Origin of the sequence: Streptomyces sp. NPDC012825 (assembly GCF_042900925.1) — a bacterium.
Taxonomy (GTDB): Bacteria; Actinomycetota; Actinomycetes; order Streptomycetales; family Streptomycetaceae; genus Streptomyces.
Map to the genome: position 1 here is coordinate 1 of NZ_JBIBBZ010000023.1, position 22,854 is coordinate 22,854.

Here is a 22,854-nt window from a genome sequence, read left to right on the forward strand (position 1 = left end):
ACTTCGCGTACGACGACGAGGAGACCTGCATCGCCGAGGTCCGCTACCTCCTGTCGATGCTCCCGCAGAACAACCGCGAGAACCCCCCGGCCGTCGCGCCGGACGACTCACCGGACCGGGCGACCCCCGCCCTCCTCGACCTCGTGCCGGCCGACCCCGTGCGCGCCTACGACGTCCGCGTCGTGATCGAGGAACTCGTCGACGACGAGGAGCACATGGAGGTGCACAGCGGCTGGGCGGCCAACCTGGTCTGCACCCTCGCCCGGCTGGACGGCCGGGTCGTCGGGATCGTCGCCAACCAGCCCTCCGTGATGGCGGGCGTCCTGGACATCGACGCCTCCGAGAAGGGGGCCCGCTTCGTCCAGCTGTGCGACGCCTTCAGCATCCCGATCGTCACGCTCGTGGACGTGCCCGGCTTCCTCCCCGGAGTCGGACAGGAGCACAACGGCGTGATCAGGAGGGGCGCGAAGCTCCTCTACGCGTACTGCAACGCGACCGTGCCCCGGATCTCCGTCGTCCTGCGCAAGGCCTACGGCGGCGCCTACATCGTCATGGACTCCCAGTCCATCGGCGCCGACCTGACCTACGCCTGGCCCACCAACGAGATCGCGGTCATGGGCGCCGAGGGCGCCGCCAACGTCATCTTCCGCAAGCAGATCGCGAGCGCCCCGGACCCCGAGGCGGAACGCCTGCAGAAGATCAAGGAGTACAAGACCGAGCTGATGCACCCCTACTACGCCGTCGAACGCGGTCTGGTCGACGACGTCATCGACCCCGCCGACACCCGCCGGGTGCTCGTCCGCGCGCTGGACATGCTCCGCACCAAGCACGCCGACCTCCCCGCGCGCAAACACGGAAACCCGCCGCAGTGACAACGCAACGGCCGGGCGCCGACCTCAAGGAGCCGACCATGACCCAGCCCGCCACACGGGAGACCGCACACGAGATCACCGTCCGCGCGACGGCCGAGCGGCTCTACGAACTGATCGCCGACGTCGGTGGCTGGCCCGCGATCTTCCCGCCCTCGGTCCACGCCGACCACCTGGAGCGCGGCGACAAGGAGGAGCGCATCCGGCTCTGGGCCACCGTCGACGGCCAGGTCAAGCACTGGACGTCCCGGCGCGCCCTGGACCGGGACGGACTCCGCGTCGACTTCCGGCAGGAGGTGCCGAGCCCGCCGATGGCCGCGATGGGCGGCGCCTGGATCGTCGAACCCACCGGACCGGGGGAGTGCCGCGTACGGCTGCTGCACGACTTCCGCGCCGTCGGCGACGACCCCGGCACCCTCGACTGGATCGATCGCGCCGTGGACGCCAACAGCCGGGCGGAACTCGCCGCCCTCAAGCGCCACGCCGAACGCGCCACGGGCGCCGGCGGCACCGGCGAGGCCGGCGGGGGTGACACCTTCCTCACCTTCGAGGACACCGTGCGCCTCGAAGGCCACGTCAAGGACGTCTACGACTTCATCGACCAGGCCCAGCACTGGGCCGACCGCCTCCCCCACGTCATGGCCGTGAACCTGCGGGACGCCGGTCCCGGCGTCCAGATCCTGGCCATGGACACCCTGACCAGGGACGGCAGCCCGCACACCACCGAGTCGGTGCGTGTCTGCGTCCCGTACGAGCGAATCGTCTACAAACAGACCACCCTGCCCCCGCTGATGTCCCTGCACACCGGCGCATGGAGCTTCGAGGAGGACGGCCCCGGCGTCACCACCGTCACCTCCCGCCACACCGCCGTGATCGAGTCCGCCGCCGTCACCCGGGTCCTCGGCGAGACCGCCGACATCCCGGCGGCGCGCCGCTACCTCCGCGAAGCGCTGGGAGCGAACAGCCTGGCCACGCTGCGGCACGCCGGAGCGTACGCCGCAGCCCGTCGCTGACCTCGTCCGAAGTCCGCACTCGCAGAAGGAACACCATGACCACCTACGTCTGGGACTACCTCCCGGAGTACGAGAACGAACGCGACGACATCATCGACGCGGTGGACACCGTCTTCCGCTCCGGCCGCCTGATCCTCGGGCCCTCCGTCGAGGGCTTCGAGAGCGAGTTCGCCGCCTACCACGGCCTCGCCCACTGCACGGGCGTCGACAACGGCACCAACGCCGTGAAACTCGGCCTCCAGGCCCTCGGAGTCGGCCCCGGCGACGAGGTCATCACGGTCTCCAACACCGCCGCGCCCACCGTCGTCGCCATCGACGGCACCGGAGCCGTCCCCGTCTTCGTGGACATCCGCGAGCAGGACTTCCTGATGGACACCGACCAGGTGGCGGCGGCCATCACCCCCCGGACCAAGGCCCTGCTGCCCGTCCACCTCTACGGCCAGTGCGTGGACATGGCCCCATTGGAGCGCCTCGCCGAACAGCACGGCCTGAAGATCCTCGAGGACTGCGCCCAGTCGCACGGCGCCCGCCACCACGGCCGGACCGCCGGCACCATCGGTGACGCCGCCGCCTTCTCCTTCTACCCGACGAAGGTCCTCGGCGCGTACGGCGACGCCGGCGCGGTCGTCACCGACGACGCCGGTGTCGACGCCGCCCTGCGACGCCTGCGCTACTACGGCATGGCGGAGACCTACTACGTCGTCCAGATCCCCGGCCACAACTCCCGCCTCGACGAGGTGCAGGCCGAGATCCTCCGGCGCAAGCTCCGCCGCCTCGACGCCTACGTCGGGGGACGCAGGGCGGTCGCCCGCCGCTACGAGGAGGGCCTCGGGGACCTCTGCGCACCCGGCGGGCTCCAGCTGCCCGCCACGGCCGAGGGCAACGAGCACGTCTACTACGTCTACGTCGTCCGCCACCCGCGACGCGACGAGATCATCGAGCGCCTCAAGGGCTACGGCATCTCGCTGAACATCAGCTACCCCTGGCCGGTGCACACGATGAGCGGCTTCGAGCACCTCGGACACGCCAAGGGTTCGCTGCCCGTGACCGAGCGGCTGGCCGGCGAGATCTTCTCCCTCCCGATGTACCCCTCGCTCTCCGAGGACGTCCAGGACAAGGTGATCTCCGCCCTGCGGGAGGTCCTCACCGAGGGGATCCGGTCATGAAGGCCCTGGTGCTGTCCGGCGGAGCGGGTACCCGTCTGCGCCCCTTCAGCTACTCGATGCCCAAGCAGCTCATCCCGATCGCCAACAAGCCCGTCCTCGAACACGTCCTGGAGAACATCCGCGCCGTGGGCATCACCGAGGTCGGCGTCATCGTCGGCGACTGGGCCGACGAGATCGCCGAGGTCATCGGCGACGGCTCCCGCCTGGGACTGCGCATCACCCTCATCCCCCAGGAGAAGCCGCTCGGCCTCGCGCACTGCGTCGCCCTCGCCCGCCCCTTCCTCGGCGACGACGACTTCGTGATGTACCTCGGCGACAACATGGTCCCGGGCGGCATCGCCGGCATCGCCGCCGACTTCACCGCCCGGCGGCCCGACGCCCTGGTCGTCGTCCACAAGGTGCGCGACCCCCGCGCCTTCGGCGTGGCCGAACTCGCTCCCGACGGCAGCGTCCAGCGGCTCGTGGAGAAACCCGAACGGCCCCGCAGCGACCTGGCCCTCATCGGCGTGTACTTCTTCACCGCCGCCATCCACGAAGCCGTCGCCGCCGTCGAACCCGGCGCCCGCGGCGAGCTGGAGATCACCGACGCCATCCAGTGGCTCGTCACCCGCGGCTCCCGCGTCACGGCCAGCGAGTACTCCGGATACTGGAAGGACACCGGACGCGTCGAGGAAGTCCTCGCCTGCAACCGGCAGCTGCTCGGCGAGCAGGACGCCCGCGTGGACGGCGAGGCCGACGCGGCCAGCCGGCTGACCGGCCGCGTCGTGCTCGAAGCGGGCGCCCGCCTGGTGCGCTCCACCGTCACCGGACCGGCCGTCATCGGCGCCGGCACGGTGATCGAGGACAGCACGGTCGGTCCCCACACCTCCATCGGCCGCGACTGCCTCCTGCGCGAGGCGACCCTGACCGATTCCATCGTGATGGACGGGGCCTCCATCACCGCGGTGACCGGCCTGCGCGGCTCGCTCATCGGCCGCAACGCCGTCGTCGGCGCCGGCGCCGAGGGCGACGGCCACCGTCTCGTGATCGGCGACCACACCCGTATCGAGGTGGCCGCATGAGGGTGCTCGTCACGGGCGGCGCCGGCTTCATCGGCTCCCACTACGTCCGCACGATGCTCGCGGGCGGCTACCCGGGCTACGAGGACGCCCGGATCACCGTCGTCGACAAACTCAGCTACGCCGGCAACCGGGACAACCTCCCCACCGGCCACCCCCGGCTCGACTTCGTCCACGGCGACGTCTGCGACCTCCCCCTGCTCCTCGACGTGTTCCCGGGCCACGACAGCCTCGTCCACTTCGCCGCCGAGTCGCACGTCGACCGCTCCGTGGACTCCGCGGCCGAGTTCGTCCGCACGAACGTCGGCGGCACCCAGACCGTCCTCGACGCCTGCGTCGAGACCGGCGTCGAGCGGGTCGTCCACGTCTCCACCGACGAGGTGTACGGATCGATCGAGACGGGCTCCTGGACGGAGAGCCGGCCACTGCTGCCCAACTCCCCGTACGCCGCGTCCAAGGCGGGAGCCGACCTCGTCGCCCGTTCCTACTGGCGCACCCACCGCCTCGACATCTCCATCACCCGCTGCTCGAACAACTACGGCTCCCACCAGCACCCCGAGAAGCTCGTCCCGCTCTTCGTCACCAACCTCCTCGAAGGGGTCCCCCTGCCGCTCTACGGAGACGGCCGCAACGTCCGTGAATGGCTGCACGTCGAAGACCACTGCCGGGCGGTCCACCTCGTCCTCGCCCACGGCGGAGCCGGCGAGATCTACAACGTCGGCGGCGGGAACGAGATCACCAACCTCGACCTCACCCGCCGCCTCGTGGAGCTGTGTGGCGCCGACGAGTCCATGATCCGACCCGTCGCCGACCGCAAGGGCCACGACCTCCGCTACGCCCTCGACGACGGAAAGATCCGGGGACAGCTCGGTTACGAACCCCTCGTTCCCTTCGACCGCGGCCTCGCGGACACCGTCGCCTGGTACCGCGAGAACCCCCAGTGGTGGAAGCCGGTCAAGCACCGGGAGCGGTCGGCCGCCACTCCGGAGTCGGGCCGGTGACCCGGCCCCCGGACACCGTCACCCGAGCGGCGGGGCCCGGGCCGGCCCCCGCGACGGCGGTCCTGCGCCGCCGCGCGGAGACCGGCCTGGCCCTGCGCCTGGCCCGCTCGGCGGCCGCGCCGGAAGGCGCCCGCCCGCGCACGGAGGAGGTCACCGGCTGGCTGGCGGAACGCCTGCGCGCCCACCGGTTCCGCGTCGACCGCATCCCCTTCGCCGACCTCGAAGACTGGGCGTTCGCACCGGAGTCCGGGAACCTCGGCCACCGCAGCGGCCGGTTCTTCTCGGTCGAGGGCGTGGGCGTCACGGTCGACCGGGGGCCCTTCCCCCACTGGCAGCAGCCCATCATCCACCAGCCCGAGGTCGGCATCCTCGGCATCCTGGCCAAAGAGATCGACGGGGTCCTGCACTTCCTGATGCAGGCGAAGATGGAACCGGGCAACCGGAACCTGCTCCAGCTCTCCCCGACGGTCCAGGCCACCCGCAGCAACTACACCAAGGTGCACAGGGGCGCGGACGTGCGCTACCTGGAGTACTTCCTCGGCCCCCGCCGCGGACGGGTCCTCGCCGACGTCCTCCAGTCCGAGCACGGCTCCTGGTTCCTGCGCAAGGCCAACCGGAACGTCCTCGTCGAGACCGACGAGGACGTGGCGCCGCACGAGGACTTCCGCTGGCTGACCCTCGGCCAGATCGGACGGCTGCTCCGCCTCGACAACCTCGTCAACATGGACTCCCGCACCGTCCTCGCGGGACTGCCGACCGCCTCCACCGAGGACCGGCACGCCCGTGCCCTGCACACCGACCGCGAACTGCTCTCCTGGATCACCACCCAGCGCGCCCGCCACGAGGTCCGGGTGGAACGGCTCCCGCTCGCCGGGGTACGGGACTGGCACCGCACCCCCACCGCCGTCGAGCGCGCGGACGGCCGCTACTTCCGTGTGGTGGCGGTCGCCGTCGAGGCCGGCAGCCGCGAGACCGCCGACTGGACGCAGCCGCTGATCGAACCGACCGGGCGGGGCGTGACCGCGTTCCTCATCCGCCGCATCGACGGCGTCCCCCACCTCCTGGTCCACGCGCGCGTGGAAGCCGGCCTCCTCGACGTCCTGGAGCTGGCCCCCACCGTCCAGTGCGCTCCGGAGAACTACGCCCGCCTCGACCCCGCCGACCGGCCCCCGTTCCTGGACGAGGTCCTCACGGCCGGACCCGAGCGCATCCGCTACGAGGCGGTCCACTCCGAGGAGGGCGGCCGGTTCCTCAACGCCGAGAGCCGCTACCTCGTCGTCGAGGCCGGCCCCGGTGCCCCGCAGGAACCCCCGGAGGGCTACCTGTGGGTCACCCCCGGCCAGCTGGGAGCCCTCGCCCAGCACGCGCGCTACGTGAACGTCCAGGCCCGCACGCTGCTCGCCTGCATCAACGCGGGCGCCGTCGACTCCCTCTGACGTCGCACCGGTCCCCGTCCCGCCATCCATCGCATCCCCCGAGGACGACCATGTACGGAAACGACTCCGCCGAGCTCTACGACCTCCTGCACAGTGCCCGCGGCAAGGACTTCGACGGCGAGGCCGCCGAGGTCGCCGGACTCGTCGAGGACCGCATGCCCGGCGCCGCCTCCCTCCTCGACATCGCCTGCGGCACCGGCGCCCACCTCGCCCGCTTCGCCGGACGGTACGAGCACGTCGAAGGCGTCGAGCTCTCCGAGCCCATGCTCGCCCTGGCCAGGACCCGGCTGCCCGATGTCCCGCTCACCCTCGGCGATATGCGCGCGTTCGACCTCGGCCGCCGCTTCGACGCCGCGGTCTGCCTGTTCGGCTCCATCGGCTACGTCGACTCGGCCGACGAACTCGACGCCGCCCTGCGCGCCTTCGCCCGCCACCTGAACCCCGGCGGCGTCCTGGTCGTCGAGCCGTGGTGGGCCCCGGACACCTTCACGCCCGGACACGTCTCCGCCGACGTGGTCGAGGCCGACGGAACCCACGTGGCCCGCGTCTCGCACGCCTCGCTCGCCACGCCTGCGGGCGACGCCTCCCTCATGCGCGTCCACTACGTCGTGGCCCACGCCGATCACGGCGTACGGCACTTCACCGAGGACCACGTGTGCCGGCTCTTCGCCACCGAGCGGTACGAGGCCGCCTTCACCGCCGCGGGCTTCGCCTTCGAGCGGATCGAGAGCCCGGTGTCCGCCCGCGGGTTCCTCGTCGGGGTCCGCAAGTGACGGCCGTCCCGCCGGCCGCACGGACCCCGCGCGTCATGGTGCTCGGCGGCACGGGCTTCGTGGGACGCACCGTCTGCGCGGACTTCCGTACCGCCGGCTGGGACGTCCTGGCCGTGGCCCGGACCGTCCCCGCGACGCCCGTCGCGTCGCGGTTCCTCGCCCTCGACCTGGCGGAGACCCCCCCGGACACGCTCGCCCGCATCCTGGCGTCCGAGCGCCCCGACGTGGTCGTCAATTCCACCGGGAGCATCTGGAGCCGGGACGACGCCGCCATGGAGCGCATCTGCACCGTTCCCACCGTGCGGCTCCTCGACGCCCTGGCCACCCTGGGGGACCGGCCCCGGCTCGTCCACCTCGGCTCCGTCCTCGAACACGGCCCGCTGCCGCCCGACGGCGCCCCGCGCCCCGACCCGGCACCCGAACCGACGACCCCGTACGGAAGGGCGAAGCTCGCCGCCTCCCGTGCCGTCCTGGAGGCGGCGGCGAGCGGCGCCGTGCGGGCCCTCGTCCTGCGCGTCTCCAACGTGTCGGGTGTCGGCGCCCCCGACGTCAGCCTGCTCGGCCGGGTCGCCGAGCGGCTCGTGACGGGTGCCGGCGGCGGCGGACGGGTCACCGTCGAACTCGCCCCGCTGCGCGCCCACCGCGACTACGTCGACGTACGGGACGTGTCGGAGGCCGTGCTCGCGGCGGCACTCTCGCCCGTCAGCGGCCGGGCCGTCGACATCGGGCGCGGCGAGGCCGTGCCCGTACGGTGGCTCGTCGACCTCCTGGTGCGCGTGAGCGGCGTCCCCGCCCGCATCGTCGAACGGCCGGCGCAGCCCGGCGCCGGGGCGGAGCGGGACTGGATCGAGACGGATCTCGCCCCGGCCCGTGAGGTCCTCGGCTGGGAGCCGAGGCGCGGACTCGAGGAGTCGCTCGCCGCCTACTGGGCGGACGTCAGCGGCCGGCCCGCCGCCGTCTGAACGACGGCCGGGCCCTCACCCCCGAAACAGAGTGGAGTGGATGTGCGTATCGCGGTGACAGGCTCCATCGCCACCGACCATTTGCTGACGTTTCCCGGCCGGTTCGGGGACCAGCTCATCGAAGGCGAGCTGGACAAGGTCTCGCTCTCCTTCCTCGCCGACGAGCTGGAGGTGCGCCGGGGCGGCGTGGCGGCGAACATCGCCTTCGGCCTCGGCGCCCTCGGACTGCGGCCCCTGCTCGTGGGGGCCGTGGGCCGGGACTTCGCCGAGTACGGGCGACGGCTCGAGGCACAGGGCGTCGACACCGGCTCCGTGCACGTCAGCGAGACCCGGCACACGGCCCGGTTCATCTGCACCACCGACCGTGACCAGCACCAGATCGGCACCTTCTACGCGGGTGCGATGAGCGAGGCGCGGCACATCGCCCTCGCCCCCGTGCTCGCCCGCGCCGGGGGTCTCGACCTGGTGCTCGTCTCGCCGAACGACCCGGAGGCCATGCTGCGGCACACCAGTGAGGCGGCCGGGCTCGGCGTCGCGTTCTGCGCCGACCCCTCCCAGCAGCTGGCGCGCCTCGACGGGGAGGAGGTACGGCTGCTCCTGCGAGGCCCGCGCGTCCTCTTCACCAACGCGTACGAGGCCCAGCTCGTCCAGGAGCGGACGGGATGGACCGAGCGGCAGGTCCTGGAGCGGGTCGGCACCTGGGTGATCACCCGGGGCGCGGACGGCGCGCGGATCCTGGCCGGCGGTCGCCCGGCCGTCGACGTGGCGGCCGTTCCCGCGGACGGACCCGTGGAACCCACCGGAGCCGGGGACGCCTTCCGGGCCGGGTTTCTCGCGGCCACGGTCCGGGCGGACGACCCGGTGCGGGCCGCCCGGCTCGGCGCCGCCCTCGCCACCACGGCCCTGGAGTCCGTGGGACCGCAGGCCTACACCCTCGACGGCGAGATGCTGCTCGCCCGCATCGCGGACACGTACGGGCCGGAGGCCGCGGCGGATCTCGCGCCGGAGACCAGGACGGTACGGGCGGTCGAGACAGTGGAGACGGCAGAGACGGTCGGGGCCGCGTAGTCCTGAATCGCGCCGGCGGCCCGGAGGGGGCCGGGGCCGCGTGGTCCTGAAAGCGCGCCCGGCCGCTCCCCTGAACCGGGCCCGGCCGCCACCCCGAACCGCGCGGCCGACCGGTGGCCCGTCGCCCCCGCACACGGGCGGCGGGCCCCGGCGGCGGTCAGGTCGCCGTACGGAACGCCCTGCGGTGCCAGAGCAGCGGCGAGGAGTCCCCGTCGAGGAGCGCCTCCGTCGGACGCCCCACCAGCAGCTCGTGGTCCCCGACCCGCAGCCGGTCCTCGACCGCGCAGCGGAACGCCGCGTGCGCGTCGGGGACGAAGGGCAGGCCGGTGCCGGGCCAGGAGTCGAGGGCCTGACCGGCGAACCGGTCGATGCCCGGGGTGGCGAATCTGCGGGCGAGCTCCTCGTGCTGCTCCCCGAGCACGTTGACCACGAACTCGGACGCGACGGACAGCGCCGCCGCGCAACTGGAGGTGCGGGCTATGCCCACCACGACGAGCGGCGGAGCGAGCGAGGCGGAGGTGACCGAACTCGCCGTGAGCCCCCAGCGGCGCCCCTCCTCGTCCGCTGTCGTCACGAGCGTGAGCGGCGAGGCGAGGAGGGAGAGCACGTCCTTGAACGTCTCCGCGTCCCGTACGGCCCTGATGTCCGCGCGCACGCTCATGACGCACCTCCGCGCGGGGTCGCCCGCCGGCACGGTACGGCGCTCACGACGCGCTCCCGGGCTCGCCGCTCCCCGTCACGGTGCCGCGCTCCGCCTCGACCGCCGCGAGCGCGTCGAGCACCGCGCGGTGCCGCAGATCGCGCTCCAGGCACAGGCGCGCGTACCCGGTGCCGCCGAAGAGGCGCTCGGCCTCCGAGCCGAGGGCGTCGATCGTCTCCTCGGTCATCCGGGGCGAACCGAGTTCGGCCCAGCTCCTCTCCAGGCCCACGCCGAGATGGCCGAGCCACTTGCGCAGACCGCCCTCGCCGCCACCGAGGTGGAAGGCGTGGAACGGGCCGATCGTGGACCACCGCAGGCCGATCGACCGCGTGACGACGGTGTCCAGCTCCTCCATCGTCACCACGCCCTCACGGACGAGGTGGATGCTCTCCCGGAGCAGCGCGGACTGCAGCCGGTTCGCCACGAAGCGGGCGATCGGCCGGCGCAGGACGACGGGCGTCCGGCCCACCGAACGGTAGAAGTCCACGGCCTCCGCCACCGCGTCCGGGTCCGTCCGCTCGCCCCCGACCACCTCCACCAGGGGAACGACGTGGGGGGAGTTGAAGGGATGACCGACGACCAGGCGGCCGGAGTCCTTCATCCGCTCGCCCATGGCGTCGGGCAGCAGCGTGGACGTCGACGACAGCAACAGAGCGTGTGCCGGAGCCGCTTCGCCGATGCGGCCGTACAGCTCCTGCTTGAGGAGCAGGTCCTCGGGGGCGTTCTCCTGGACGACGTCGGCGCCCTCCACGGCGTGGGCCACGTCCGGCTCGAAGGTCACCCGTTCGAGGAATTCCTCAGGGTCTGCATCGGCGCCGCCGGGCAGCGTGGGCACGAAGGTGCGCAGACCCCCGAGGACGACGCTCCGCGCTTCGGGACGGCGGCTGTTCACCCGCACGTCCAGGCCGTGTCCGAGGAACAGGGTGATCCACCCGAGGCCGATCGTCCCCGCGCCGATCACCGCCACGGTGGGCCGGCCGGTTCCGCTCATCGTTTTCGTTCTCCCGTCCTGGTGTCCCCGCATGCGCTCTCGTACGGGCCCATGCTGGTCCGCCGTGCTCGACGGACCCTCGACACGCGCTCGACGGAGGACACCCGCAGAAGTCAGTGACAGTCATCCGCCAGTCCGGAACCGACCGGAAACGAGACGTCCGAGGTCAGTCAGTGAAATTCCATCTCCTCGGCCCCTTCGAGATCACCACGGAGGACGGCCGCTCGTGCATCCCCCCCACCCCGAAAGCCAGTCAGGTCCTCGCGCTGCTGCTCACCCGGCCCCGGGAGATCGTGCCGGTCGATGCGTTCATCCAGGAACTCTGGGCCGAGAACCCTCCGCGCAGTGCCCTGACCACCCTGCAGACGTACATCTACCACCTGCGCAAGATCCTCGTCGGCGAGGGCCTCGCCGGAGCCGACGAGCGGATCCTCGTCACCCGCAGCCCCGGCTACCTCATCGACCCCACCGGGCACGGCCTGGACACCCGGGAGTTCGAGGAGCTCGTGAAGTCCGGGCGGCGGGCCGCCGACCGGGGCCATCTCGAACTGGCCGCCCGGACCCTGAGCGACGCCCTGGACATCTGGACCGGCCCCGCCCTGGCCAACATCTCCACCGGCCGTGTCCTCAAGGGGCACACGATGTACCTGGAGGAGCTGCGGGTGCGCGCCGTCGAGCGACGCATCGAGGCGCTCAAACAGCTCGGGAACGAGCGCGACCTCATCCCCGAACTGCGGGCGCTCATCCATCAGTATCCGCTCAACGAGTGGTTCCACGCCCAGCTCATCGAGTCCCTCAACAACTGCGGCCGGCGGGCCGAGGCCCTCGAGGCCTACCGCGACCTGTGGCGGTCGCTCGCCGACGAGCTGGGCATCGAGCCGTCGCCCGATGTGCAACGGCTGCACCACGAGGTACTGAACCCGGTCGCGCGCTCCGTCCGCGCGGCCTGACGAAGGGAGAGACCATGTCCACCCACCGAGTCCGAGGCGACCTGTACAGCCGCGTGCAGCAGTTCCACGCGGCGCAGATGCAGGCGCTCGACAGCGGCCGGTTCGACGAGTACGCCGCGACGTTCACCGAGGACGGCGAGTTCCGGCACTCGCCCGGCCGTCCCGCCGCCCACACCCGCGAGGGCATCGCCAAGGAGCTCAAGGCGTTCCACGAGGAGCGCTTCGCCGGTGAACCCGTCCAGCGCCGCCACTGGTTCAACATGCTGAACGTCCAGGAGCAGGAGGACGGCACCGTCCACGCCACCTTCTACGTCCTGGCGCTGCTGACCCGCGAGGGCGAGCGCGTCCCCGAGATCGCCCCCAGCTGCCTGGTCCGGGACGTCCTCGTCGAGGAGGACGGCCGGCTCCTCACCCGCTCCCGCCGGGTGGACCACGACCACGTGCCGGGATCGTGACCGCCCCCGCTCCCTCCCTTCCCCGTCCCTTCTCCCTTCCGCGGAGGAACGCCATGCGCGCTGTCCGAATCCATGAGTACGGCGGCCCCGAGGTGCTGCGCACCGAAGAGGTGCCGATACCGGAGCCGGGCCCCGGCCAGGTGCTGATCGAGGCCGAGGCCGTCTCGGTGGGCTTCGCCCAGACCCAGATGCGGCGGAACGCCTTCCCCGCCCCCATGTGGCGCCCCGAGTTCCCCATCACGCTCGGCGGCGACGTCGTCGGCGACGTCGTCGCCGTCGGGCCCGGTGTCACCGGCATCGTGGTCGGCGACCGGGTCGGCGCCTTCACCCTGCACGGCGCCTACGCCGAGTACGTCGTCGTCGACGCGGACACCGTGCTCCCCGTCCCCGCCGCACTCGACGCCGCCCAGGCCACGGCGCTCCCCGCCCCCGGGCCGATCGCCATGGGCACCATGGGCACGGCCTCGCTCGCCCCCGGGGAGAGCGTCCTCGTGCACGCCGCTTCGGGAGGCATCGGCCACCTCGCCGTCCAGCTGGCCCGGCTCGCCGGTGCGACCGTGATCGCCACCGCCGGCACGCCCGAGAAGTGCGCCTATGCCCGCTCCCTCGGCGCGGACGTCGCCGTCGACTACAGCCGCGCGGACTGGGCGGACGCCGTCCGCGAGGCCACCGGCGGGCGTGGCGTCGACGTGATCCTCGACAGCGTCGGAGGTGAGGTGCTGCGGCAGGGCGTGCGCCTCCTCGCCCCGTTCGGCAGGCTCGTCTTCTACGGTTCGGCCGGCGGCGGCCCCGACATCCCCGCCGTCTCGCCGATGGAACTCATCGGCATGAAGTTCCTCACCGGCTTCGCCCTGTCGGCGTGGCGCTCCGCGCGGCCCGAGCGGTACCGGGCCGACCACGACGCGCTCACCGCCCACCTGCTCGCCGGCACCGTCCGGCAGACCGTGCACGCGACGCTCCCCTTGGAGGACGTCGGCAAGGCGCACGAGATCGTCGAGAGCCGGGCCCAGCTGGGGCGCATCGTGCTCCTCACCGGCCGCGGCGACCGGACCACCGGGAGCGCCGCGTGAGGATCCTGTTCGTCGCCGGGCCCAGTCCGGCGACCGTCTTCGGACTCGCCTCCCTGGCCGTCGCCGCGCGCCAGGCGGGACACCGGGTGATCGTGGCCGGGACGGAGGAACTCGTCCCGCACATCACCGGCATCGGTCTGCCCGGCGCGGCGGTCACCCCCCGCACCTGGGACAGCCTGATCGTCACCGATCGGGCCGGCCGGCCGGTGCCCCGGATGCCCCGGGGCGTCGAGCCCGAACGCCGCCATCACGGCGGCTGGTTCGGCCGGCTCGCCGCCGAGAGCCTGCCCGGCCTGCGGGAGCTCGCCGCCCACTGGCGTCCCGAACTGGTCGTCGGCGGCAGCATGTCGTACGCGGCCCCGCTGCTCGCGGCCGAACGGGGCGTCCCGTACGTCCGGCAGGCCTGGGACCTGTACGACACCCGGGGCGTCGATCCGTACGCCGCGGAGGAACTCCGCCCGGAGCTGGAGGCGCTGGGGCTCGACCGGCTCCCCCACCCGGCGCTCCGCGTCGACGTCTGCCCGCCCGGCCTGCGGCCGGAGGACGCCGACCCGGCGCAGTCGATGCGCTGGGTCCCGTACAACCGGCAGCAGCCGCTCGAACGGTGGATGTACGGCCGGGGTGAGCGGCCCCGGGTGTGCGTGACCTCCGGCAGCCGGGAGACGGAGGCCAACCGGGACTTCCTGGCCGGGCTGGTCGCGGACCTCGCCGCCTTCGACGCCGAGATCCTGGTAGCGGCGCCCGAGGAGGCGGCGGCCCGGCTGCGGGCGACCGCGGGGCGGGTGCGGATCGGCTGGATGCCACTCGACGTCGTCGCCCCGACCTGCGACCTCCTGGTCCACCACGGCGGAGGAGTCACCGGGATGACCGCGCTCGGGGCCGGGACGCCGCAACTGCTGCTGCCTCGCTGGGACATCTTCGCCTCGACCATGCGCCGCACGGCCGAGCGGGGCGCCGCCCTGGTTCTCTTCCCCGAGGAGACCACGCCCGAGGCCGTGCTGCGGGCGTGCCGGGAGCTCCTGGAGGACCCCGGCCACCGGAAGAGCGCCGGTGGGATCGCGGACGAGATCGCCGCCCTCCCCGCCCCGGCGGAGGTGGTGGCGGTACTGGAACGGCTGGCCGCCTGACCCGGGTGGGCGCCGCCCGGGACGGGAACGCCGGGGGCGGTCACGGGATCTCCCGTGACCGCCCCCGGCGTGTGCCGCGTGTGCGCTCGCGTCAGCCGACCTTCGTCGTGCTGAACACGACGGGGGTCGCCGGGTTGGCGTAGCACTGGAACGGGTCCCACTGGTTGTTCGCCGGGTGCAGACGGTTCCAGCCGAAGGAACGGTTCTCGAAGCTGGAGCCGCCGGGGGCGGTCGTGACCGAGCCCGGGGTGTGGGGCGCGCGCAGCGCGACCACGAGGGTGGGCAGGTCGAACTCGACGCCGCCGGGCAGGGTGTCGGGCGAGGTGACGACGAACTCGGCGCCACGGCGCTCGACGTGGAAGCTCGCCGAGCCGAGGTTGCTGCCGCCGACCAGCTTGTAGCCGAGGACCCGGGCCTCGGGCGACACCTTGTAGGCGACCTCGATGTCGGTGAGTTCCTTGTTGTAGTCGCCGACGGCCAGGATCGGCGCGGGGTCGAACGCCACGTTGAACGCGCCGCCGGGGCTGACCTGCGTCGGGGCCGTGGTCGTGAAGCCCCGGGAGTACCCGTTGATGGGGAACCACGCGCCGTCGTAGCGGCTCTGGCACACGTAGCCGACGGTCGACGAGGTGCTGGTGCCCCCGCCGGTGGCGTTCGCCGGAGAGGCGACGCCCAGCATTGCGGTGGCCGCCGAGATGCTCAGGGCGGCGGCGATTCCCGCCGCGCTCTTCTTCTTCATGGTGCCTGTGGCCTCTCTCGCTGCGGTACGTGGGGGCCCCGCCTCGTGACCGAGAGCAGGGAGGTGGGTGGTGCCGGCGAGACGAAAGCATCGTCGCGCGGCTCGAAGGGCCGTCGTCGTCCCGTCGAGCAGAACTCGAAGTTCCGCTTCGCCACCGTCCGTCGGGCCCCTTCGAGCGCGCTTCGAACGACCTTCGAGACCCCGGAGCGACCGTCGGCCGGGCCGGGACCACCGCACTCGGAACCCCGGCACCCCTGTACGGAAACCTTCTTGGAGGCCCCCATGACTCAGGCGAACGGCCGTGTGGCCGTGGTCACCGGCGCGACCAGTGGCATCGGACGGGAGATCGCCGCCCGCCTGGCCGGGACGGGCCACCGGGTCTACCTCTGCGCCCGGTCGGCGGACCGCCTCGCCGAGGCCGTCAAGCAGCTGCAGGACCGTGGCTTCGACGCCGACGGCAGCACCTGCGACGTCGCCGACCCCGAGCAGATCACGGCCTTCGTCACGGCCGCCGTCGCCCGCTACGGCCCCATCGACGTCCTGGTCAACAACGCCGGCCGCAGCGGCGGCGGCATCACCGCCGACGTCACCGACGAACTCTGGCTCGACGTCGTCAACACCAACCTCAACAGCGTCTTCCGGATGACGAAGGCGGTGCTCACCGTCGGTGGCATGCAGCGGAAGAAGCGCGGCCGCATCGTCAACATCGCCTCCACCGGCGGCAAGCAGGGCGTCCTGCACGGCGCCCCCTACTCGGCCTCCAAGCACGGCGTCGTCGGACTCACCAAGGCCTGGGGCCTGGAGCTCGCCAAGACCGGCATCACCGTCAACGCCGTCTGCCCCGGCTTCGTCGAGACCCCCATGGCCGAGAAGGTCCGCGCCCACTACGCCGGCATCTGGGGGACCACCGAGGAGGAGACCTTCGAGCGCGTCACCGCCCGGGTGCCGATCGGACGGTACGTCGAGCCCTCCGAGGTCGCCGCCATGGTCGATTACCTCGTCGGCGACGGAGCCGCCGCGGTCACCGCCCAGGCCCTCAACGTCTGCGGCGGCCTGGGCAACTACTGACCGGACGCCCGCGACCAGCACCTCAGGGAGCCCCATGCCCACCCAGCCGACATCACTGTCCCCGGACGCCGTGCGCGAGGCCGCCGAGACCGCCGCCAAGCACGCGGCGGCCGCCGAGGCCGACCGGAGGCTGCCGCCGGAGGTCGTCACCCCGATCCTGGCCGCCGGATTCGCCCGCCACTTCGTCCCGGCCCGCTGGGGCGGCTCGGCCGGCACCTTCCGCGTGCTGCTGCCCGCCGTCACCGCGATCGGCGAGGGCTGCACCTCGGCCGCCTGGTTCGCCTCCCTCGCCGCGAGCGTCGGCCGCCTCGCCGCCCACCTGCCGACGGAGGGCCAGGCGGAACTCTGGGTGGACGGCCCCGACACCCCGCTCGTCGCCGCGCTCGCCGCCGCCGGCACCGCCGAACGCGTCCCCGGCGGCTGGCGCGTCAGCGGCCAGTGGCCGTACGTCAGCGGGATCGACTCCTCGGCCTGGGCCCTGGTCTGCGCCCGGACGACCGGCGGCGAACACCAGGAGCCGCGCTTCTTCGCCGTGCCCCGCTCCTCCTACGGACTCGGGGACTCCTGGTTCAACGTCGGCCTGCGGGCCACCGGCAGCAACACCCTGGTCCTCGACGCCGTCACCGTGCCCGACGCACGGTCCGTCGCCCTCGCCGACCTCCTCGCCGGGCGGGCCCCCGACGCCGAGGCCCGCTGCCACCGCGTCCCCCTGAAGGCCGCCAACGGCCTGACCCTCACGGCGCCCCTGCTCGGCGCGGCCCGCGGCGCCCTGCGCCACTGGTCCGGCCTGGTGCGCGTCAAGCTCCGGGCACCGGCCGCCGCCGTCACCGGAGCGGCGGACCGGACCCCGTACGAACTGACGCTGGCCCGCACCGACGGCGAGATCGACGCCGCCGCCCTGCTGCTCGACCGGGTCGCGGACGTCCTGGACCGCGACACCCTCGACCCGCTCCTGACGGCCCGGAACGGGCGCGACTGCGCGCTCGCGGCCGAACTGCTCGCCGACGCCGCCGACCGGCTGCTGCGCTCCTCGGGCAGCAGGGGCCAGTCCGACACCGAACCGCTCCAGCGGTTCTGGCGGGACGTCAACGCCGGTGCCGGCCACAGCGGCCTGCAGTTCCCCTCCGCCGCGAGCGCGCTGGTCCGCGTCTCGCGGGCCCTCGACACCCCGTGACCGGCACGCGAGCCGCGTGACCGGCCGGAACACCCGTACAGCAGCAACAAGAAGGGAAGACGCACCCGATGTCGTGCATCCAGCGAACGACGGCAGTCCCCGAGGGCCACGCCCGGTCCCGCTACCCGGCGGGAGGCCCCCGATGACCCGCCGCGTCGTCGTCACGGGCCTCGGGGTGCGCGCCCCGGGCGGCTCGGGGGCGCGGCAGTTCTGGGACCTGCTCAGCTCCGGCCGCACCGCCACCCGGAACATCACCTCCTTCGACGCCTCCGCCTGCCGCTCCCGGGTCGCCGGCGAGATCGACTTCGACCCCGCCGCCGAGGGTCTCTCCCCCCGCGAGATCCGCCGCATGGACCGGGCGGCGCAGTTCGCCGTCGTCTGCTCGCGCGAGGCCGTGGCCGACAGCGGGCTCTCCTTCGAGGGCGTCCGCCCCGAGCGGATCGGCGTCGGCGTGGGCAGCGCGGTCGCGGCCGCGATGTCGCTGGAGAAGGAGTACCGGGTCCTCTCCGACCAGGGCCGCGAGTGGGAGGTCGACCCCTCCTATCTGACCCCCCACATGTTCGACCACATGGTGCCCAGCGTCCTCGGCGCCGAGGTCGCCTGGACCGTCGGCGCCGAGGGCCCGGTCACCGTCGTCTCGGACGGCTGCACCTCCGGTCTCGACTCGGTGGGCTACGCCTGCCGGCTGATCCAGGAGGGCTCGGTCGACGTCATGCTGGCCGGTGCCACCGACACCCCCCTCACCCCGATCGTCGCCGCCTGCTTCGACGCCATCAAGGCCACCACCCCCCGCAACGACGACGCGGAACACGCCTCCCGGCCCTTCGACCTCTCCCGCAACGGCTTCGTCCTCGCCGAGGGCGCGGCGATGTTCGTCCTGGAGGAGTACGAGAGCGCGGTACGCCGGGGAGCCCGGATCTACGCCGAGGTGACCGGCTACGCGACCCGCCTCAACGCCCACCACATGACCGGGCTCAAGACCGACGGCCGGGAGATGGCCGAGGCCATCCGCGTCGCCCTCGACGAGTCCAGGCTCGACCCGACCGCCATCGACTACGTCAACGCGCACGGCTCGGGCACCAAGCAGAACGACCGGCACGAGACGGCCGCCTTCAAGCGGAGCCTCGGCGATCACGCCTACGACGTGCCCGTCAGCTCCATCAAGTCGATGGTCGGCCACTCCCTCGGCGCCATCGGCTCCATCGAGATCGCCGCGAGCCTCCTGGCCCTGACGCACCAGGTCGTCCCGCCCACGGCCAACCTCCACACCGCCGACCCGGAGTGCGACCTCGACTACGTCCCGTTGACCGCCCGCGAGACGAAGCTGCGCAGTGTGCTCACCGTGGGCAGCGGCTTCGGCGGGTTCCAGTCCGCGATGGTGCTCCGACGACCCGAGGAGGCGGCGGCATGAGCGACCGGGCCCTGATCACCGGCATCGGCGTGGTGGCCCCCAACGGCCTCGGCGTCAAGGAATACTGGAACGCCACTCTCGAGGGACGCGGCGGGATCGCCCCGCTGACCCGCTTCGACGCCTCCCGCTACGCCTCCCGGCTCGCCGGCCAGATCCTCGGCTTCGACCCGGCCGAGCATCTGCCCAACCGGCTGCTCCCGCAGACCGACGTCTCCACCCGGCTGGCCCTGGTCGCCGCCGAACAGGCCCTCGCCGACGGCGGCGTCGACCCGGCCGAGCTCGTCGACTTCGACCTCGGCGTCATCACCTCCAACGCCTCCGGCGGATTCGCCTTCACCCACCGGGAGTTCGCCAACCTCTGGTCCAAGGGGCCGGAGTACGTGAGCGTCTACGAGTCGTTCGCCTGGTTCTACGCGGTCAACACCGGCCAGGTGTCCATCCGGCACAAGCTGCGTGGCCCGGGAGCCGCCTTGGTCGCGGACCAGGCCGGTGGCCTCGACGCGCTGGGCCACGCCCGCCGGACCCTCAGGCTGGGCACCCCGCTCGTCGTCACCGGCGGCGTCGACTCGGCCCTGGACCCCTGGGGCTGGGCCGCGCACCTGTCCAGCGGACGGATCAGCGACAGCGACGACCCGGACCGCGCCTACCTGCCCTTCGACGGCGGGGCACGGGGCCACGTGCCCGGCGAGGGCGGCGCGTTCCTCGTGATGGAGAGCGAAGAGAGCTTCCGGCGCCGTGGCACGGACCGGCCCTACGGCGAACTCGCCGGGTACGCCGCCACCTTCGACCCGCACCCGGACTCCGGCCGGCCCCCGGCCCTGCGCCGCGCCGCCGAGCTGGCGATCGCCGACGCCGGCCTCACCCCCGCGGACGTCGGCGTCGTCTTCGCCGACGCCGCCGCCACGGCCGACCTGGACCGGACCGAGGCCGGGGCGATCACCGGGATCTTCGGCCCCCGCGGAGTGCCGGTCGCCGCGCCGAAGGCGCTGACGGGCCGTCTCCTCGCGGGCGGCGGACCACTGGACGTGGTGGCGGCGCTGCTCACCCTGAGGGACGGGGTCGTCCCGGCCGTGCCGTACGAGGGCGAGACGCCGGAGGCGTACGGCGTCGACCTGGTGCGCGGGACCCCCAGGCCCACCTCCGCGCGGGCCGCCCTGGTCCTGGCCCGGGGCCGCTGGGGCTTCAACTCCGCCGTCGTGGTCAAGGCTGCGGACCATGGCTGACGACGCCTCGCGGCTCGTCGAGGTCGCCGACGGGGTCCACGCGTACGTGCAGCCCGACGGGGGATGGTGCCTGAACAACGCGGGCGTGATCCTCACCGGCGACGGGGCGGTCGTCGTCGACACGGCGGCGACCGAACGCCGGGCGCTGCGGCTGAAGGAGAGCGTCGACTCCCTCGCGGCCGGTCCGCGACGCACGGTGGTCAACACCCACTTCCACGGCGACCACACCTTCGGCAACAAGGTCTTCGGGCCGGAGGCGACCGTCATCAGCCACGCCCTCACCCGGATCGACATGGCCGAGACCGGCCTCGCGCTGACCGACCTCTGGCCGGACGTGGAGTGGGGGGACGTCGAGGTCGTCCTGCCCGACGTCACCTACTCGGACGGTCTGACCCTGCACGTCGGCGGTCGGCGTGTGGAGCTCCTGCACCTGGGCCCGGCGCACACGCGCAGCGACACCGTGGTCTGGCTGCCGGAGGAGAGGGTCCTGTTCACCGGGGACGTCGTGATGCCGGGCTGCACGCCGTTCGTCCTGATGGGGACGGTACGCGGCTCCCTGGAGGTCCTGGGACGGCTGCGCGCCCTGGATCCCGTCACGGTCGTCGGCGGCCACGGCCCGCTCGCCGGCCCCGAGGCCTTCGACGCCACCGAGGAGTACCTGCGGTGGCTGGAGAAAACCGCGGCCGAGGGCGCCGCGAGCGGGCTCACCCCGCTGGAGGCGGCCAGGACGTGCGACCTCGGCCCCTTCGCCGGGCTGCTCGACTCCGAGCGGCTCGTCGGCAACCTGCACCGCGCCTGGTTCGAACTGGACGACTCCGACCGGGCGAGCCCGCTGGACGTCGTCGGCGTGTTCGGCGAGATGGTCACGTACCACGGCCGCCTGCCCGACTGCCACGCCTGACGGCGCCCCCCGACCCCCGCCCCGGGACCCGGCACCCCCACCGGGCCCCGGGGCGGCGGCATGTCCGAGAACCGCCGTGTCCGGCCGTCCGGGCGGTCGTGCCGGACGCGTCCGGTTCCTACGCGTCCGGGCCCCGCGCGGTCGTGCCCCTCCCCGTGGAGCGCACCGCCGGCGCCGTCGAGTGCGGCAGCAGGTCGCCGGGGCGCTCCGGGCGCAGGACCTCCACCGCGACCTCCTCGCGGAAGCGGTACGGGCGGTGGGCCAGGACTCCCGCCAGGGTCCGGCGCACCCGGGACATCTCGGCCCGGACGGTCACCGTCCTCGTACGGTCCCCGAACACGTCCTCCGCCAGCTCCGCCGCCGTCCGCCCGTCCCGGTGCAGCGCCAGGACGTAGAGCAGCTCGGCGTGCCGGGGACTGAGCTCCTGCTGCCAGCCGCCCGCGGGACCCGAGACGGACACCGTCCAGCGGCGCGGCCGGCTCAGGTCGAGCACCACGCGCTGTGCCGCCTCCGCGTCCGGCGCCCCGGCCCCCTCACCGGCCTCCTCCTCGACCCGCAGCAGCCAGCCGCCCGGCAGCGGCTCCACCGCGCACGTCCCGAGCGAGGGCAGCCAGACCCGTCCGGCGCGGAAGGACTTCGGCAGCGGGACGCGGTCCACCGGCGCGAGCCCGGTCACCGCCGCCGTCCAGCCGTACGCGTCCACCGCGACGGCCCGGCCGCCCACCCGGCACAGGATCGGCGCGGCGACCGCCCGCAGCCGCTCGACCGACCGGCGGTGCCGCTCCCGCATCTCGGCCTCGGCGAGCTGCGCCACCGAGCCGACCAGGGCCAGCATCGCCGGATGGAAGGTGGACGCCGGGCCGCTCACGTCCAGGATCCCCAGGAGCCGCCGGTCGCGCGGGTCGCGCACGGGCGCGGCGGCGCAGGTCCAGTTGTGGAGCGTGTGGAGGTAGTGCTCGGCGGAGTGGACCTGCACCGCCCGGCCCAGGGCGAGCGCCGTGCCGACCGCGTTGGTCCCGGTCGTGTGCTCGGTCCAGGCCGCCCCCTCCTCCAGACAGATGCCGTTCGCCCGCCGCAGCACCCCGGCGTTCCCCTGCCGCCACAGCACCCGGCCGTGCTCGTCGGTGACCACCATGATCTGGAGGGAGGCGTCGGCTATGCCGGCGAGGCCGCTGGTGAGGGTCTGCATGACCTCGGAGAGGAGCGTGGTCCTGCGCCGCTCCTCCAGCTCGTCGCGGCGGAGCAGCACGCTGCTCGTGCCCTGGTCGGGGTGGAGACCGAGCCGGACCATCCGCTGCCAGGACGCGTCGATGACCGGACGGGGCGCGATCGGCGGCGTCCGGCCCGCCAGCGTCTCCTCGCGCACCCGGTGCAGCAGCCTGGTGGCCCGGGCGGTGTCCATGGCGGCAAGCCGCCCCATGTCGAGCCGCGTGTTCTTCATCGGTCCCTCCCAGCCACCCGGGGTGCTGTATCGGTTCTGCACAGGGCGGACGACCGGAGTCCCGCGCGAGGGCGGACGTCCGGAGCGCCGGTGCCCATCGTGCCGCCCGGGGCCGTCCGGCGAGACCCGGTTCGGGTAATCCTGCAACCCTTTGCAACTCTCGCCCTCACCCGCCCTCCTGGGCGACGCTTGTGCGAGCGGCGGGTGGTGCCGTGTCGGCGCAGCACCACCCCCGCTTCTTCGCGCGCCCGCGCCGAG

General features: G+C 73.3%; 22 protein-coding genes. 18 read left to right on the plus strand and 4 right to left on the minus strand.

Annotation, left to right across the window (positions count from 1 at the left end; all coding sequences use genetic code 11):
- The 9 genes from ACFY7E_RS29670 to ACFY7E_RS29710 all read left to right on the plus strand — a co-directional run.
- The coding region (locus ACFY7E_RS29670; protein WP_389490187.1) for an acyl-CoA carboxylase subunit beta at positions 1–872 on the plus strand (872 nt) is incomplete at its 5' end.
- Positions 873–910: 38 nt separating this feature from the next.
- Entirely contained in the window at positions 911–1,882 is a 972-nt protein-coding gene (locus ACFY7E_RS29675; protein ID WP_389490189.1) for an aromatase/cyclase, read from the plus strand.
- A 35-nt stretch (positions 1,883–1,917) separates the two neighbouring features.
- Positions 1,918–3,048 carry a DegT/DnrJ/EryC1/StrS family aminotransferase gene (locus tag ACFY7E_RS29680; protein ID WP_389490191.1) on the plus strand — a complete coding sequence of 377 codons (1,131 nt, stop codon included), beginning with the start codon at positions 1,918–1,920 and terminating at the stop codon, positions 3,046–3,048.
- Complete coding sequence (locus tag ACFY7E_RS29685) at positions 3,045–4,109, plus strand: glucose-1-phosphate thymidylyltransferase (protein ID WP_389490193.1); 1,065 nt, start codon at positions 3,045–3,047, stop codon at positions 4,107–4,109. Before ACFY7E_RS29680 ends, ACFY7E_RS29685 begins: the two co-directional genes overlap by 4 nt.
- Positions 4,106–5,107, plus strand: coding sequence for a dTDP-glucose 4,6-dehydratase (gene rfbB, locus ACFY7E_RS29690; protein WP_389490195.1), 1,002 nt, complete (start codon positions 4,106–4,108; stop codon positions 5,105–5,107). The genes ACFY7E_RS29685 and rfbB overlap by 4 nt, the downstream gene beginning before the upstream one ends.
- A complete protein-coding gene (locus ACFY7E_RS29695) occupies positions 5,104–6,543 on the plus strand; it encodes an NDP-hexose 2,3-dehydratase family protein (protein ID WP_389490197.1) in 1,440 nt (479 codons plus the stop codon). Before rfbB ends, ACFY7E_RS29695 begins: the two co-directional genes overlap by 4 nt.
- Before the next feature lie 50 nt (positions 6,544–6,593).
- Entirely contained in the window at positions 6,594–7,316 is a 723-nt protein-coding gene (locus ACFY7E_RS29700; protein WP_389490199.1) for a methyltransferase domain-containing protein, read from the plus strand.
- A complete protein-coding gene (locus ACFY7E_RS29705) occupies positions 7,313–8,278 on the plus strand; it encodes an NAD-dependent epimerase/dehydratase family protein (protein WP_389490201.1) in 966 nt (321 codons plus the stop codon). The genes ACFY7E_RS29700 and ACFY7E_RS29705 overlap by 4 nt, the downstream gene beginning before the upstream one ends.
- 42 nt (positions 8,279–8,320) lie before the next feature.
- Positions 8,321–9,346 carry a carbohydrate kinase family protein gene (locus ACFY7E_RS29710; protein WP_389490203.1) on the plus strand — a complete coding sequence of 342 codons (1,026 nt, stop codon included), beginning with the start codon at positions 8,321–8,323 and terminating at the stop codon, positions 9,344–9,346.
- Between the two features lie 157 nt (positions 9,347–9,503).
- On the opposite strand, the gene ACFY7E_RS29715 is transcribed toward ACFY7E_RS29710, so the two are convergent.
- A complete protein-coding gene (locus ACFY7E_RS29715; RefSeq protein ID WP_389490205.1) occupies positions 9,504–10,007 on the minus strand; it encodes a flavin reductase family protein in 504 nt (167 codons plus the stop codon).
- 43 nt (positions 10,008–10,050) lie between these two features.
- Positions 10,051–11,037: a 3-hydroxyacyl-CoA dehydrogenase NAD-binding domain-containing protein gene (locus ACFY7E_RS29720; protein WP_389490207.1), complete on the minus strand. Its 987-nt coding sequence runs from the start codon at positions 11,035–11,037 to the stop codon at positions 10,051–10,053.
- Between the two features lie 173 nt (positions 11,038–11,210).
- On the opposite strand from ACFY7E_RS29720, the gene ACFY7E_RS29725 reads away from it, so the two are divergent.
- Genes ACFY7E_RS29725 through ACFY7E_RS29740 form a run of 4 tightly spaced genes read left to right on the plus strand, consistent with a single transcriptional unit; the run spans position 11,211 to position 14,639 of the window.
- Positions 11,211–11,987 carry a BTAD domain-containing putative transcriptional regulator gene (locus ACFY7E_RS29725; RefSeq protein ID WP_389490209.1) on the plus strand — a complete coding sequence of 259 codons (777 nt, stop codon included), beginning with the start codon at positions 11,211–11,213 and terminating at the stop codon, positions 11,985–11,987.
- A 14-nt stretch (positions 11,988–12,001) separates the two neighbouring features.
- Entirely contained in the window at positions 12,002–12,442 is a 441-nt protein-coding gene (locus ACFY7E_RS29730) for a nuclear transport factor 2 family protein (protein ID WP_389490212.1), read from the plus strand.
- Between the two features lie 53 nt (positions 12,443–12,495).
- A complete protein-coding gene (locus ACFY7E_RS29735) occupies positions 12,496–13,512 on the plus strand; it encodes a zinc-binding alcohol dehydrogenase family protein (protein WP_389490214.1) in 1,017 nt (338 codons plus the stop codon).
- The gene (locus tag ACFY7E_RS29740; RefSeq protein ID WP_389490216.1) at positions 13,509–14,639 is read left to right on the plus strand and encodes a nucleotide disphospho-sugar-binding domain-containing protein; all 1,131 of its coding nucleotides are present in this window, start codon (positions 13,509–13,511) and stop codon (positions 14,637–14,639) included. The genes ACFY7E_RS29735 and ACFY7E_RS29740 overlap by 4 nt, the downstream gene beginning before the upstream one ends.
- 91 nt (positions 14,640–14,730) lie before the next feature.
- Here ACFY7E_RS29740 and ACFY7E_RS29745 read toward each other — a convergent pair whose 3' ends face one another.
- A complete protein-coding gene (locus ACFY7E_RS29745; RefSeq protein WP_389490218.1) occupies positions 14,731–15,378 on the minus strand; it encodes a hypothetical protein in 648 nt (215 codons plus the stop codon).
- A gap of 282 nt (positions 15,379–15,660) precedes the next feature.
- Here ACFY7E_RS29745 and fabG point away from each other — a divergent pair, with 282 nt between their 5' ends.
- The 5 genes from fabG (at position 15,661) to ACFY7E_RS29770 (ending at position 21,155) form a co-directional block, all read left to right on the plus strand.
- Positions 15,661–16,446 carry a 3-oxoacyl-ACP reductase FabG gene (gene fabG, locus ACFY7E_RS29750; RefSeq protein ID WP_389490221.1) on the plus strand — a complete coding sequence of 262 codons (786 nt, stop codon included), beginning with the start codon at positions 15,661–15,663 and terminating at the stop codon, positions 16,444–16,446.
- A gap of 34 nt (positions 16,447–16,480) precedes the next feature.
- On the plus strand, positions 16,481–17,620 hold the full coding sequence (locus tag ACFY7E_RS29755) for an acyl-CoA dehydrogenase family protein (protein ID WP_389490223.1): 1,140 nt from the start codon (positions 16,481–16,483) through the stop codon (positions 17,618–17,620).
- Between the two features lie 142 nt (positions 17,621–17,762).
- Positions 17,763–19,031, plus strand: a complete 1,269-nt coding sequence (locus ACFY7E_RS29760) for a beta-ketoacyl-[acyl-carrier-protein] synthase family protein (protein ID WP_389490224.1) — start codon at positions 17,763–17,765, stop codon at positions 19,029–19,031.
- The gene (locus ACFY7E_RS29765) at positions 19,028–20,254 is read left to right on the plus strand and encodes a ketosynthase chain-length factor (protein ID WP_389490226.1); all 1,227 of its coding nucleotides are present in this window, start codon (positions 19,028–19,030) and stop codon (positions 20,252–20,254) included. Before ACFY7E_RS29760 ends, ACFY7E_RS29765 begins: the two co-directional genes overlap by 4 nt.
- Entirely contained in the window at positions 20,247–21,155 is a 909-nt protein-coding gene (locus tag ACFY7E_RS29770; protein ID WP_389490229.1) for an MBL fold metallo-hydrolase, read from the plus strand. The genes ACFY7E_RS29765 and ACFY7E_RS29770 overlap by 8 nt, the downstream gene beginning before the upstream one ends.
- 118 nt (positions 21,156–21,273) lie before the next feature.
- Here the strand turns inward: ACFY7E_RS29770 and ACFY7E_RS29775 are convergent, their stop codons facing one another.
- A complete protein-coding gene (locus tag ACFY7E_RS29775; RefSeq protein ID WP_389490231.1) occupies positions 21,274–22,596 on the minus strand; it encodes a GAF domain-containing protein in 1,323 nt (440 codons plus the stop codon).
- Positions 22,597–22,854: the final 258 nt, after the last annotated feature.

Bases quoted from the DNA above. Each gene is read 5' to 3' on its own strand.
- ACFY7E_RS29675 (WP_389490189.1), top strand. From the start codon at position 911: ATGACCCAGCCCGCCACACGGGAGACCGCACACGAGATCACCGTCCGC.
- ACFY7E_RS29680 (WP_389490191.1), top strand. From the start codon at position 1,918: ATGACCACCTACGTCTGGGACTACCTCCCGGAGTACGAGAACGAACGC.
- ACFY7E_RS29685 (WP_389490193.1), top strand. From the start codon at position 3,045: ATGAAGGCCCTGGTGCTGTCCGGCGGAGCGGGTACCCGTCTGCGCCCC.
- rfbB (WP_389490195.1), top strand. From the start codon at position 4,106: ATGAGGGTGCTCGTCACGGGCGGCGCCGGCTTCATCGGCTCCCACTAC.
- ACFY7E_RS29700 (WP_389490199.1), top strand. From the start codon at position 6,594: ATGTACGGAAACGACTCCGCCGAGCTCTACGACCTCCTGCACAGTGCC.
- ACFY7E_RS29715 (WP_389490205.1), bottom strand. From the start codon at position 10,007: ATGAGCGTGCGCGCGGACATCAGGGCCGTACGGGACGCGGAGACGTTC.
- ACFY7E_RS29720 (WP_389490207.1), bottom strand. From the start codon at position 11,037: ATGAGCGGAACCGGCCGGCCCACCGTGGCGGTGATCGGCGCGGGGACG.
- ACFY7E_RS29730 (WP_389490212.1), top strand. From the start codon at position 12,002: ATGTCCACCCACCGAGTCCGAGGCGACCTGTACAGCCGCGTGCAGCAG.
- ACFY7E_RS29735 (WP_389490214.1), top strand. From the start codon at position 12,496: ATGCGCGCTGTCCGAATCCATGAGTACGGCGGCCCCGAGGTGCTGCGC.
- ACFY7E_RS29745 (WP_389490218.1), bottom strand. From the start codon at position 15,378: ATGAAGAAGAAGAGCGCGGCGGGAATCGCCGCCGCCCTGAGCATCTCG.
- fabG (WP_389490221.1), top strand. From the start codon at position 15,661: ATGACTCAGGCGAACGGCCGTGTGGCCGTGGTCACCGGCGCGACCAGT.
- ACFY7E_RS29755 (WP_389490223.1), top strand. From the start codon at position 16,481: ATGCCCACCCAGCCGACATCACTGTCCCCGGACGCCGTGCGCGAGGCC.
- ACFY7E_RS29760 (WP_389490224.1), top strand. From the start codon at position 17,763: ATGACCCGCCGCGTCGTCGTCACGGGCCTCGGGGTGCGCGCCCCGGGC.
- ACFY7E_RS29765 (WP_389490226.1), top strand. From the start codon at position 19,028: ATGAGCGACCGGGCCCTGATCACCGGCATCGGCGTGGTGGCCCCCAAC.
- ACFY7E_RS29770 (WP_389490229.1), top strand. From the start codon at position 20,247: ATGGCTGACGACGCCTCGCGGCTCGTCGAGGTCGCCGACGGGGTCCAC.
- ACFY7E_RS29775 (WP_389490231.1), bottom strand. From the start codon at position 22,596: ATGAAGAACACGCGGCTCGACATGGGGCGGCTTGCCGCCATGGACACC.